The 12,437-nt window shown below is 71.7% G+C and carries 12 protein-coding genes; 1 reads left to right on the forward strand and 11 read right to left on the reverse strand.

Annotated elements, in window-relative coordinates; genetic code table 11:
• Positions 1-122 precede the first annotated feature (122 nt).
• Positions 123-1,067, forward strand: coding sequence for a 5'-3' exonuclease (locus tag D0D37_RS43310; RefSeq protein WP_116206386.1), 945 nt, complete (start codon positions 123-125; stop codon positions 1,065-1,067).
• A gap of 48 nt (positions 1,068-1,115) precedes the next feature.
• Here D0D37_RS43310 and D0D37_RS43315 read toward each other — a convergent pair whose 3' ends face one another.
• The 11 genes from D0D37_RS43315 to D0D37_RS43365 all read right to left on the reverse strand — a co-directional run bounded on the left by D0D37_RS43315 (position 1,116) and on the right by D0D37_RS43365 (position 12,239).
• Positions 1,116-2,333, reverse strand: a complete 1,218-nt coding sequence (locus D0D37_RS43315) for a GNAT family N-acetyltransferase (RefSeq protein ID WP_116206375.1) — start codon at positions 2,331-2,333, stop codon at positions 1,116-1,118.
• A 41-nt stretch (positions 2,334-2,374) separates the two neighbouring features.
• Positions 2,375-2,761 (reverse strand): DUF4333 domain-containing protein, encoded by a 387-nt coding sequence (locus D0D37_RS43320; RefSeq protein ID WP_116206376.1) that lies wholly within the window; start codon positions 2,759-2,761, stop codon positions 2,375-2,377.
• A 37-nt stretch (positions 2,762-2,798) separates the two neighbouring features.
• Positions 2,799-3,998 (reverse strand): GNAT family N-acetyltransferase, encoded by a 1,200-nt coding sequence (locus D0D37_RS43325; RefSeq protein WP_116206377.1) that lies wholly within the window; start codon positions 3,996-3,998, stop codon positions 2,799-2,801.
• A gap of 51 nt (positions 3,999-4,049) precedes the next feature.
• On the reverse strand, positions 4,050-4,754 hold the full coding sequence (locus tag D0D37_RS43330; RefSeq protein WP_116206378.1) for a DUF4333 domain-containing protein: 705 nt from the start codon (positions 4,752-4,754) through the stop codon (positions 4,050-4,052).
• A 127-nt stretch (positions 4,755-4,881) separates the two neighbouring features.
• Positions 4,882-7,647 carry a DEAD/DEAH box helicase gene (locus D0D37_RS43335; protein WP_116206379.1) on the reverse strand — a complete coding sequence of 922 codons (2,766 nt, stop codon included), beginning with the start codon at positions 7,645-7,647 and terminating at the stop codon, positions 4,882-4,884.
• Positions 7,648-7,739: 92 nt separating this feature from the next.
• Complete coding sequence (locus D0D37_RS43340; protein ID WP_116206380.1) at positions 7,740-8,621, reverse strand: diacylglycerol/lipid kinase family protein; 882 nt, start codon at positions 8,619-8,621, stop codon at positions 7,740-7,742.
• A 2-nt stretch (positions 8,622-8,623) separates the two neighbouring features.
• Positions 8,624-9,607, reverse strand: a complete 984-nt coding sequence (gene tatC, locus D0D37_RS43345) for a twin-arginine translocase subunit TatC (RefSeq protein ID WP_116206381.1) — start codon at positions 9,605-9,607, stop codon at positions 8,624-8,626.
• 88 nt (positions 9,608-9,695) lie between these two features.
• Positions 9,696-10,010, reverse strand: coding sequence for a Sec-independent protein translocase subunit TatA (tatA, locus tag D0D37_RS43350; RefSeq protein WP_116206382.1), 315 nt, complete (start codon positions 10,008-10,010; stop codon positions 9,696-9,698).
• 37 nt (positions 10,011-10,047) lie between these two features.
• A complete protein-coding gene (locus D0D37_RS43355; protein ID WP_116206383.1) occupies positions 10,048-10,260 on the reverse strand; it encodes a bacteriophage holin in 213 nt (70 codons plus the stop codon).
• 9 nt (positions 10,261-10,269) lie between these two features.
• Positions 10,270-11,250, reverse strand: a complete 981-nt coding sequence (locus tag D0D37_RS43360) for a helix-turn-helix transcriptional regulator (RefSeq protein WP_116206384.1) — start codon at positions 11,248-11,250, stop codon at positions 10,270-10,272.
• Positions 11,247-12,239, reverse strand: a complete 993-nt coding sequence (locus D0D37_RS43365; RefSeq protein ID WP_116206385.1) for a helix-turn-helix transcriptional regulator — start codon at positions 12,237-12,239, stop codon at positions 11,247-11,249. Before D0D37_RS43365 ends, D0D37_RS43360 begins: the two co-directional genes overlap by 4 nt.
• Positions 12,240-12,437 lie beyond the last annotated feature (198 nt).

The following is a 12,437-nucleotide window of genomic DNA, read 5'->3' on the forward strand; positions in this document are numbered from 1 at the left end:
GGGCTCCTTGAGGGAATCAGATTCCCTCAAGGAGCCCTTCACGGACCTTGGCCGTTGCGGGAGCTGACGCGCCCAGTGCCGTATTCGGGGGCAATGCGGGCCGGACGTGGCAGGCTGTGCGGGTGACCGGACCACTCGCTCTCCTCGATTCCGCGAGCCTCTACTTCCGCTCGTTCTACGCGCTGCCCGATTCGATGACCGCGCCCGACGGGACGCCGGTCAACGCCGTGCGCGGGTTCACCGACACCATCGCGCGCATCCTGACCGACCGGCGTCCGTCGCGGCTGGTCGCCTGTCTCGACGCGGACTGGCGGCCGAAGTTCCGCACCGATCTGCTGCCGAGCTACAAGGCGCACCGGGTCGCGGAGCCCGGGGACGGCGGGGCGGACGTCGAAGAGGTGCCCGACACGCTGACCCCGCAGGTGCCGATCATCCTGGAAGTGCTGGAGGCGTTCGGGTTCGCCGTCGCGGAGGCGGCCGGCTACGAGGCGGACGACGTGATCGGCGCGCTCGCGACCCGGGAGAAGGACGCGCCGGTCGAGGTGATCACCGGCGACCGCGACCTGTTCCAGTTGGTCCGCGAGGAGCCGACGCCGACTTCGGTGGTGTACGTCGGCAAGGGCTGGGCGAAGGCGGAAGTGCTGGGGCAGCGGGAAATCGCCGAGAAGTACGGCGTTCCGGTCGAGCACGCCGGGCCCGCTTACGCGGACATGGCCGCGTTGCGCGGCGACCCGTCGGACGGGCTGCCCGGGGTGGCCGGGATCGGCGAGAAGACCGCGGCGAAGCTGATCACCCAGTTCGGTTCGCTGGAGGAACTCGTCGCCGCGTCCTCGGCCGGGGACTCGCGAGTGCCGTTGAAGACCCGGCTGCGGCTGTCCGACGCCGCGGATTACCTGGCCGTCGCGCCCACGGTGGTGCGGGTCGCGGTGGACGCGCCGGTCGAGCAGTCCGGGCCGGACGCGGTGCCGACCGCGCCCGCCGATCCGGAGCGGGTGGCGGCGCTGGCCGAGCAGTGGAACCTGGGTCGTTCGGTCGATCGGCTGCTCGCGGCACTGCCGGGAGCCTGACTGTCAGAAGGGTTTCAGCGCTCGGGCGAGCGCTGGAACCCCTTCCGGTCAGAAGTGCGTGCCGGTCCAGGGCTGAGTCCCGGTCTGGAACAGCGCGTCCACCCGGGCCAGCGTTTCCGCGCTCGCACCGGCGATCCGGCCCGACAACGAGAGCGGACCGGCCTGCCAGGCGCCGAGGTACAGCATCGCCAGCGTGTCGACGTCGAGTTGCAGATCCGCCTCGGCGTCCGTGCGCTCGACCCCGCTGCTGCTGACCCGGTAACGACCGCGGTTGTCCGGCAGCATCCGGTCGTTCACTTCGAGCACCACCGGTTCCGCGGTGCCATAGGTGCGTGCGGCGAGAGCGGCCCGCACGTCGATCAACCGCAACCACAGTTCGTCGTCGACGCCGATCGTCTGCGCCCGGCGCGGGTCGACGAGCAACAGGCCCACCGGGTCGTCCACCGGACGGCCGCGGACGTTCACGACCTCGACCAGGTCGACCGACAGCAGGAACCGCCACAGCCCGGCCAGCGCTTCCGGGGTCGCCGCGTGCATCTCGTGGACTTCGAGTGCGGCGCCGCGCTCCGGGTCGAGGTAGCTGTTCTGCGGCACGACATGGAACACCGCGAAGCCGTCGTCGCCGTTCGGTCCAGTGTGGACAGCCACGCGGTGGTTGCCGCCGTCCGGGTGGAGGTGCCAGTTGAACGCGATCGGCCACCAGAGTTCCGGGCGGGCGATCAGGCCGGGGCGGTGGGTGTCGATCCGTTGGTACAGCGAGGGAATCGTCGCGATCGCGTCGTCGGCAGCGAGCAGCCGGACCCGGCCGGGCGCGGCGACGCTTTCGCGCAGCGGGGCCGGTTGCTTGACCTGCAGGGTGGCCATCCGGGTCGCGACGCCGTAGCCGAAGCGGCCGTAGATCAGCGCTTCGCTCGCGTGCAGCGCGGCGACGACGTGGCCGCGCTGGACGAAGTCGTGCAGTTGCCGGTCCATCATCGCGGTGAGCACGCCGCGGCGGGTCCAGTCCGCGCGGACGCCGACGCCGTCGACCGCGGCCATTCGCACGGTGGCACCGCCGGGGACGGTGAGCGTGGTGGCGAACGAGCTGGCGATGCCGATGGCTTCGCCGTCGTGGAACGCTCCGGTCCGGCCGTCCGCCGTCCAGGAATCGCCGACCCGCGCCCAGCGCTCGTCCGAGGGCGGGTTCCCGTGCAGGGATCGCACCAGAAGGTCGAAAGTCTCGCGGCTTTCGGCGTCGGTGATCTGGCGTACCACGTAGTCGCTCATGTCCCGATTGAACCAATGCCGCCGCCGTGCGGCCATCGGATTTACTGGGGCGGGTCGACGCGGTAGTTGCCGTCCGCGCCGGTCACCGTGATGGGGACGTGTTTCGTCGCGCCCGCGATGTCCACAGTGCACTGGAATCGCGAGCCGTCGGCGACGGGCTGCCGGTCGGGGCAGGACACCGTGCCGACGTTCGCCATCTTGTAGTCGGCGGTGAGGAGCCGGGTGACGGCCGAGGCCATCACCCGGGAATCGAACACCCGCATCGCCGAAGAAGAGCTGGGCGCCGACGACGACGCGACACCCGGCTGTGCGGGACTGCTCGGCGTGACGGTGACGGTGTGGACCGGAGGCGGGGGCGTCCCGCTGTCGCAGCCCGCGGCGGCGAGCATTCCCAAGCCGCACAACAGCAGCACCCGCACGGCGCGCATCAATCCCGCTCCTCTGCGCGAAACGTCTGGTCAACGGTCAGAAGAACGTACCGCACCACACCGATTCGCGCGTGCCGAAGAGAACGTCGGCGGCCTCGGGCGCGGCCGGGTCGAGCACCTCGATCCGGCCGGCACCGGCGAGCGCGGACGCGCGCCAGGTTCCGAAGTAGAGCATCGCGAGCGTGTCCACGGAGAGCCGCAGCCCGGGTGCCGCGTCCGTGCGCGAGGCTCCGTCGGGCCCGACGCGGTAGCGGCCGTCGTTGCCGGGCAGCGACCGGTCGAAGACTTCGAGGACGACAGGTTCGGCCGGACCGTAGGTCCGGGCGGCGAGCGCGGCCGGCACGTCGACGAGCCGGAGCCAGCCTTCGTCGTCGGTGCTTTCGGTTTTCGCCATCCGGGGGTCGGCGAACAGCAGCGCGTGCGGTTCGTCGAGCGGGCGCATGCCGAGCACGATCTCGTCGACCAGGTCGACCGACAGCAGGAACCGCCACAGTCCGGCGAACGCCGCCGGGTTGGCGTAGTGGAACGCCAGCACGTTCAGTTTGGCGTGCTCGTTGGCGTCTTCCTCGACGTAGTAGGTCAGGAAGCCGTCTGCGCCGTCCGGGCCGCGGTGCACGGCGGTCTGGAGCAGTTTCGCGCGGCGGCGCAGCGAGGCCTCGTACCCCGGCCAGTAGACCTCGGACCGGGTCATCGCGGCGATGCGGCCCATCGCGGTCGCGGCATACAGTTCCGGCCATTGCGGGGCGGCCTCGTCGACGCCGAGGACGGTGACCTCTCCCCCGGCCGGCACGTCCGGACGCAGCTGCGCGCGGCGCCGGTCGACCACGACCCGCTTGGCGAGGGTCGCGATTCCGTAGCCGTAGCGGCCGTAGATCGCGCCTTCCGACGCGTACAGCAGCGAAAGCACGACTCCTCGTTCGGCGAAGTCCGCCAGCTGCGCGGCCTGCAACGCGCTGAGCACGCCGCGCCGGGTGCGTCCGGCGCGGACGCCGACGCCGGTGACCGCGGCCAGCGGGAGCCGCGCGCCGCCGGGGACGACCATTTCCGCCGCGAACGACCGGGCGGTGCCGATCAGGTCGGGTTCGAAGACGCCCCAGCTGCGTTCAGCCTGGTACGCCTTGGAGACGCGGTCCCAGTCCTCGTCGGTGCCGGGCTGGACGTGCAGCGCGGCCCGGAACAGGTCCCAGGCCTCGCGCTGCTCGTCGGGACGGAGGATGCGGACGGTGCGGTCGCTCATGCCCCGATCATCGCCGGGGCGGCCCCGGGACCGCCACTGAATTGAATGGCGTCAATTGGCGGCGGGCGGCGAGACCTCGTAGTTGCCGTCGGTGCCCTTGACGGTGATCGGCACCTGCTGCGGCTTGCCGTTGATGGTGGCGGTGCAGGCGAATTTCGCGCCGTCCTCCACCTTCTGCTCGGCCGGGCAGGTGACTCCGCTGACGCCGGGGATCTTGTAGGTGTCGGTGAGCATCTTCGCGACGTCGGTCTGCATCTGGTTGTTGTTGAAGACCTGGGTCTTGAAGAAGCCGGGCGCGACGAAGCCGAGGATCGCCACGACGGCCACCACGACGACCAGCGCGCCGATCCCGATGAACAGGCCCTTCTTCGACCCGCCCGAGGATTCCGGGGTGGCGCCGCCGGGCTGGCCGTAGTCGTACTGGCCGGGCTGCTGGCCGCCGTACTGCTGCTGCGGCTCGCCGTATTGCTGCTGGCCGTAAGGCTGTTGCTGCGCGGGCGGCTGCTGCCCGTACGGCGGCGGCTGCTGGCCCCACTGGGGCTGCTGTTGCGGGTAGCCGCCGGGCTGCTGGCCGTGCTGCGGGTCCTGGCCGTAGGGCTGCTGCCCGTACTGCTGGGGCGGGTACGGCTGCTGCTGCGGCCCGCTCTGCGGGTACGCGCCGCCCGGCTGCTGCCCGTACTGCGGGTCTTGGCCGTAGGGCTGTTGCCCGTACTGGGGCTGCTGCCGCGGGTCGTTGCCGCCATACGGCGTGCTCATCGTTAGCCTCCGCCTTCGTGTGTCCGCATCCGCCGGCCGGGCCGCGGGTGTCGTGCGCGATCCAACCACAGGTCTGGACCTGGCACACGTGTCGGCGCGCAGTCGCTACTAAGGTGTGCCCTCGCGCTCACGCCGCGCCCGCGGCCACGACGCCGCGGCGCAGCGCCCGGACCGCTTGTGCCGCCGCCGAACCGACCGGGTCCTGCTTGCCGAGGACGTCGCGGATCTGGTCGAGCAGGTCGATGACCTGGCGGCACCAGCGGACGAAGTCGCCCGCGGACAGCTCCTGTCCGTTGGTCTCGGCCGCGGTGAGGACCTTCTCCAGCGATTCGCCGCGCGCCCAGCGGTAGACCGGCCACGCGAAGCCGGCGTCGGGTTCGCGGGTGCGGTCGAGGCGGTGGCGGCGTTCGTCCTCGGTGAGTTCGACCCACAGCCTGCTGGTTTCCTGCCACGCGCCGGGGACCGCGCCGCCGGGCAGTCGGGGTTCGCCGGCGGTGTCGCGCCGGGCCTCGAACACGAGGGTGGACACGACCGCGGCGAGTTCGGCCGGGCCGAGGCCGGTCCAGACGCCGTGCCGGATGCATTCGGCGGCGAGCAGGTCGGATTCGCTGTAGAGGCGGGTGAGGCGGCGGCCGTGTTCGGTGACGCGGTCCTCGCCGTCGCCGGGGCGGACGTAGCCGCGTTCGCCGAGCAGCCGCAGGATCCGGTCGAACGCGCGGGCCAGGGAGTGCGTGGTGGCCGCGACTTTCCGTTCGAGCTGTTCGGTTTCGGCGGAGAGCCGCTGGTAGCGCTCGACCCAGCGGAGGTTGGCCTCGCGTTCGGCGAGGCCGTGGCACGGGTGGGCGCGCAGGGCCCGGCGCAGCGAGGCGAGTTCGGCGTCGTCGGCGGCCGCGGTGCGGCGGCGCTGGCGTCCGGGCAGGGCGATGCCGGAGTCGCGCAGCGCCGAGGCGATGTCGCGGCGGGTTTTGGGCGAACGCAGTTCCAGGTGCTTGGGCAGCTTGATCCGGCCGAGCGCTTCGACCGGGGCCGGGAAGTCGGAGACCGACAGCGGCCCGGACCAGCGGTCCTCGGTGACGACGACCGGCCGCGGTTCGCGGATCGGGTCGAGGCCGGGGTCGACGACCACGGCGAGCCCGGCGCGGCGGCCGGCCGGGACCGGGATGACGTCGCCCTTGCGCAGTTTCTCCAGCGATTGGGCGGTCTCGGCGCGGCGGGAGGAGGTGTTCTGCCGCGACAGGGTCTTCTCGCGGGCGGAGATCTGCGCACGGAGTTCGACGTACTCGAGCATCTGCGCGAAGTCGCCGGAGATCGCGTCGGTGTAGCCCTTGAGGGCTTCCTTGTTGCGTTCGATCCGGCGCGCGGTGCCGACGACCGACCGGTCGGCCTGGAACTGCGCGAAGGACTGTTCCAGCAGGTCGCGGGCCGCGTCCGCGCCGACCTGGGCGACCAGGTTGACCGCCATGTTGTAGCCGGGGCGGAACGACGAGCGCAGCGGGTACGTGCGGGTGGAGGCGAGGCCGGCGACGGCCTTCGGGTCGACGCCGGGCTGCCAGGCGACGACGGCGTGGCCTTCGATGTCGATGCCCCGGCGGCCGGCGCGGCCGGTGAGCTGGGTGTATTCGCCCGGGGTGAGGTCCACGTGCGCCTCGCCGTTGTATTTGACGAGCCGTTCGAGCACGACGGTGCGGGCGGGCATGTTGATGCCGAGCGCGAGGGTTTCGGTCGCGAACACGACCTTGACCAGGCCGCGGACGAACAGTTCCTCGACGGTTTCCTTGAACGCGGGCAGCAGCCCGGCGTGGTGGCCGGCGAAGCCGCGTTCGAGCGCCTCGCGCCATTCCCAGTAGCCGAGGACGCCGAGGTCGCCCTCGGGCAGGTCGGCGGTGCGGGCGTCGACGATCCGGCGGATCTCCTCGACCTGTTCGGGGCCGTTGAGCCGCAGGCCGGAGCGGACGCACTGGGCGACCGCGGCGTCGCAGCCGGCGCGGGAGAAGATGAACACGATCGCGGGCAGCAGCCCGGCGTGGTCGAGCCGTTCGGTCACGTCGACCCGGGACGGCGGCCGGAACCTGGGTCCGCGCGGAGGGGCGCCGCGGCGGCCGCCGCGAGGTCCGCGGAAGGTGGGCGCGAAGCGGCCCATGTCGTCGGTTTTGCGCAGCAGCGTGGGGTTGATCCGCAGCTGCTCCCCCGGGTCGGTCTCGTTCTGGCCGGCGAACAGGTCGAGCAGCTGGTTGCCGACGAGCATGTGCTGCCACAGCGGGACGGGCCGGTGCTCGTCGACGACGACGGTGGTGTCGCCGCGGACCTCGACGAGCCATTCGCCGAATTCCTCGGCGTTGCTGACGGTGGCGGACAGGCCGACGACGCGGACGTGGTCGGGCAGGTGGAGGATCACTTCCTCCCAGACCGCGCCGCGGAAACGGTCGGCGAGGTAGTGGACCTCGTCCATGACGACGTAGCCGAGTTCGGGGATCGCCGAGCTGCCCGCGTAGAGCATGTTGCGCAGCACCTCGGTGGTCATGACGACCACCTGGGCGTTGCCGTTGATCGAGGTGTCGCCGGTGAGCAGGCCGACGGCGTCGTTGCCGTAGCGCTCGACGAGGTCGGCGTACTTCTGGTTCGACAGCGCCTTGATCGGCGTGGTGTAGAAGCATTTGCGGCCCTCGGCGAGGGCGAGGTGGACGGCGAACTCGCCGACCACGGTCTTGCCGGCTCCGGTGGGGGCGCAGACCAGGACGCCGTGGCCCTCTTCGAGCGCTTCGCAGCCGCGGATCTGGAAATCGTCGAATTCGAAGGCCGATTCGGCGGAAAACCGGGTCAGCTGGGGGTGCTTGGCGCGGCGACGGGAGGCAGCGTAGGCCTCGGCCGGCGATGGTGAAGGGCTAGTGGCCACCCGGTCAGGGTTTCACATGCCACCGACATTCCGCACGCGGCGTGCGCAATGCCCTCGTGAGTGGCGATGCCGGTTCTAACCGGGATCGCCGCTCACGAGACGACCGTCAGCGCGGAGGGCACGCAGACCGCTTCGACCGGCGTCCGACCTTGGTCTTCGCCGTCGGCGTAGACGGGCCAGCCGGGCGCTTCGATCCGGAGGGTGCGGGTGCGGAACGTTTCGACGCTGGGCTTGTGCACGTGTTCGCCGGTGCGCAGGTGCGGCAGCATCCGCAGCAGGCGGGCGCGGCCGGGGGCGCCGATGACGGTGACGTCGAAGAGGCCGTCGTCGGGGGTGGCGTCCGGGCAGATCGGGATGCCGCCGCCGTAGTACGGAGTGTTGCCGACGGCGATGAGGCTCGTGTCCCCGGAGAGGGCGCCGTCGTCGGTGTGCACGACGATCGGGCTGGGCCGGAAGGCGGCGAGTTCGGCGAGGATCGCCAGGTCGTAGCGGCGGGGCCCGGCGGGCCAGCGCATCGCGTTCGCGCGGGCGTTGACGGCGGCGTCGAATCCGGCGCAGAGCACGGTGGAGAACCAGGTGTCGCCGGCGCGGCCGAGGTCGACGCTGCGGCGGCGCCCGGCTTGCAGGGCTTTGGCGAGGGCGTCGGTGGCGGCGCGCGGGCCGGCCGGGATGCCGAGGGCGCGGGCGAAGTCGTTGCCGGTGCCGGAGGGGACGAGGCCGAGCGCGACGCCGTGGTCGGCGCAGAACTGGACGCCTTGGTGGGCCGCGCCGTCGCCGCCGAGGACGATCAGCACGTCGAGGCCTTCGGCGTGCGAGGACCGCATGAGAGCGCGGGATTCCTCGACGCTGGTGGCGGTGAGGAGGTCGAGCCGGTCGACGGCGGGCCGGAGCCGCGCCGCGACCGCTTCGGCGATGCGGGCGGCCGCGCCGCGCCCGGAGGCCGGGTGCACGGCCAGTGCTGCGTTCAGGCCCACGGTCAGGTGATGTCGTCGGTCGAGTTGGAGTTCGAGCGGCCGGTCGACGGGCTCTGCGCGGTCGGCTCTTCGCCGTCGGCGGTGCTCGGCGTGTAGTCGAACGGCGCGGCCTCGTCGTCGGCGAGCTGGTCCCAGCCCTCGTCGTGGCGGACGCGGTTGAGCTTGCGGTCGTGGAACCGGGCGATCTGGATCGACAGCTCGAACAGCAGGGTGAGCGCGCCGGCGAGGCCGAGCATCGAGAACGGGTCCGAGCCGGGGGTGGCGAAGGCGGCGAACACGAACAGCGCGAACACGAGGCCGCGGCGCCACCGCTTGAGCTGCTGGTACTTGAGCACGCCGACGCGGTTGAGCATCACCACGAGCAGCGGGAGCTCGAAACTGACGCCGAAGATCACCAGCAGCGACAGGATGAAGGAGATGTACTTGTCCGCGGTGAGCGCGGTGACGAACTGGTCCTGGCCGAAGCCGGCGAGCAGCGCGAGCGCGTGCGGGACGAGCAGGTAGGCCAGCACCGCGCCGGCGGCGAAGAGCGCCGAGGCGAAGCTGACGAAGATCAGCGCGTACCGGCGTTCCTTGGAGTAGAGGCCGGGGGCGATGAACGCCCAGATCTGGTACAGCCAGGCGGGCGAGAGCAGCACCGCGCCCGCCGCGACGCCGACCTTGAGGCGGATCATGAACGCTTCGAACGGCACGGTCTGCAGCAGGCGGCAGCCGGGCTGGTCGCCCGCGAAGCGCTGCGAGGCCGGGATGGCGCAGTACGGGTGGGTCATGATGTCGCCGAGCGACGGGATCGGGCCGAGCCGCTGCTCGAACCAGATGAAGCCGAAGATCGCGCCGACGACGACGAAAACGACCGCCCAGCCGAGGCGGCGGCGGAACTCGTAGATGTGCTCGATGAGCGTCATCGTGCCGTCGGGGTTTTTCCGACGGCTGCGCCGGCTCCGCTTGCTGGTCCGGCTGCCGTTGCCGTTGGCGGCTTCCGCCACTGGTCGTTCCGTTCTCGTCAGAGCCCGCCGCGGCGCGCCGCACCGGCGCGCCGCCGTGGACCGGGGACCGGGTGGTGCGCGCGGAGGGTCAGCTCGCGTTCTTCTGCGGCTGGTCGGCCGAGGCCGCCTGCTGCTTCTTCAGTTCGTCGAGCTGGCGCTGGAGGTCGGCGACCTGCTGGTCCTGCGCATTCTGCGCGGGAGCGGGGGCGGCGATGTGCCGGGTGTCGGCGGATTCGGCCTCGGCTTCGGCCTTCTGCTCGCCGGTCAGGTCCTTGGTCTCGGCCTTGAAGATCTTCATGGACTTGCCGATGGACCGGGCCGCGTCCGGGAGCCGCTTCGCTCCGAACAGCAGAACCACCACGAGCACCAGAACGATGATGTGCCACGGCTGCAGCGCGTTCATGGTCGTCTGCCCTCCTTGTCTGGGGTCTGTGCTGATGTTACTTGTTGCCGGCCGCCGCGCGGCGTTCGGCCACGGCCACGCGGAGTGCCGCCGACCGGGCCCGGACGAGTCCGGTCCGGTCCTGGGTGTCCGCACTGACCATGCTCACGGTGCGGCGGAAGCGGCGCAAGACTCCGGCGGTCCGTACCAGCAGCAGGGCCAGGACGAGCAGGCCGGCCGCGAGCAGCACATAGACGGGCAGGTACGGCACCAAACCACCTTATCGGTCGGAGATGGACGCGAGATGACGGGCACGCGCCACGGCGTCGGACGCTCGGCGACCGACTGCCTCGGCGAGGGTGGCGGGGCTCTCCACCTGGGCTTCCCCGCCGAGACTGAGCACGAGCCGGACCATCCAGGGCTCGTCGCTGTAGCGCATGGCGATGCGCAGCCGTCCGCCGTCGAGTTCGTCGAGTTCCTCGCACGGGTAGTACTCGGCGACCCAGCGGGCGTCGGGGTCCAGGACCAGATGGGCGACCCGCTGGTCGGGACGGGCGGAGAAGACGCCGTCGGACAGGTCGGTGGGCCGCGCGTGGGCCGGCGGAGCCGCGGGTTCGTCCAATACGGTGAGCGCGTCCACCCGATCGAGGCGGAACAGCCGGACGCCTTCGACGCGTCGGCACCACGCTTCGAGGTAGCCGACGCCTTGGACGATGACGAGCCGCATCGGGTCGACGGTGCGTTCGGTGATCTGGTCGCGCGAGGCGGTGTAGTAGCGCATCCGCACCGCGCGGCCCTCCTGCAGCGCGCCGGCGACGGTCTCGCGGGTGCGGGCGGCGCGGGCTCCTTCGCGCACTCCTCCCCCGACGACGACTCCGGCGGGGCGGGCCTGTCCGGCGGCGTCCTCGATTTTGGCGATCGCGCGGCGGACCGCGTCGCCGTCGACCACGCCCGGGGTTTCGGCGAGCGCGCGCAGCGCGACCAGCATCGCGGTGGCTTCGCCGCCGGTGAGGCGCAGCGGGCGGCTCATCCCGGCGTCGTGGGTGACGACGATGGTGTCGCCTTCGAAGGACAGGTCGATGAGGTCGCCGGGGCCGTAGCCGGGCAGACCGCACATCCACAGCAGTTCGAGGTCTTTGCGCAGCTGGCGCGGGGTGACGTCGAAGTCCTGGGCGGCCTCGTCGATCCGGATTCCGGGGCGGGCGAGCAGGTACGGCACGAGCGCGAGCAGTCTGGGCATGCGTTCGCCGGACGCGGTCATCGGACGCTCCCCTGTCCGGCGCGGGCGAGGACGGCCTCGTGCCGGTGCTGCACGGACTTGGCGAGCACGTCCGGTTCGAGCACGAGCACGTCCGGCCCCTGCGCCGCGATCCAGTCCGCGGCCGACTCCGGGAAGTACAGCCCGATCTCGATCACGTCGCCTTCCTCGCCCGCGACAGTCTCGCGCCCCACGATGTCGCCGCGACGGCGGACACCGGCAGCGCGCCCGTCGGCGATCCACAACCGGGCAGTCGTCACCGGAGCCGGGTCCTCACTGCCGCCGGTGACGGACACAAGTTTCATGAGATTGACGCCCTCGGGCCGGGACACCGCGCCCGGTTTCCCGATCGCGACAACCTTCCCGGTGACGCGGGAGAGCCGGAAACACCGGGGCGCGTCCCGATCCCGGTCGTGCCCGACGACGTACCACCGAGCACGCCAGGACACGACACCCCACGGCTCGAGCGTGCGGATACGCCGTTCCGGCGACCCGCTGCGCCGGTACTCGAACCGAACCGCCTGCCCCGCCTGCACCGCGGCGAGCATCGGCGCGAACGCCGGTTCCGCCCGCACCCGGGGCTCGATCACCGTAGGCGCCTGGTCGTCGACCTCAACTCCAGCCGCGCGCAGCTTCACCAGCGCACCCTGCGCCTGCCCGGTGAGTTCGGGCGAGTCCCAAAGCCGAACCGCGAGCCCCACCGCCGCCGCCTCGTCCGGAGCAAGGTCGATCTCGCCCAGTTCGTAGTCGCGGCGGGCGATGCGGTACCCCTCGACCGGGTCGAACACGGAGTTCCGCCCGGTCTCGAGCGGGATCCCCAGCTCGCGCAACTCGGTCTTGTCCCGCTCGAAGGTGCGAAAAAAGGCGTCGTCGCTGGCCGCGTCGGCGTACCCGGGCACGATGCCGCGGATCCGTTCCGCGGTGAGGTACTGCCGGGTGGAGAGCAGGGCCAGCACGAGGTTGACCAGCCGTTCGGCGCGTGCGGTGGACACCAGACGACTCTAGCTCTCCCCGCCCCCGGCGATCGCGAGGTCCGCCCCGCGCGCGTCGCGCCTGGTCAGAATGCGTGCGGCGAGCGGACCCTCCGCGCCCGCCCGGTCACGCACCGCCGTTCCGGCGGACCCGCCACCCCGGATCGGGTTCCCTCCTACGGAACCAACTTCGCCACGCTGCCCTTGGCCGCGCTGGCC

Source organism: Amycolatopsis circi, assembly GCF_003385235.1.
Taxonomy (GTDB): Bacteria; Actinomycetota; Actinomycetes; order Mycobacteriales; family Pseudonocardiaceae; genus Amycolatopsis; species Amycolatopsis circi.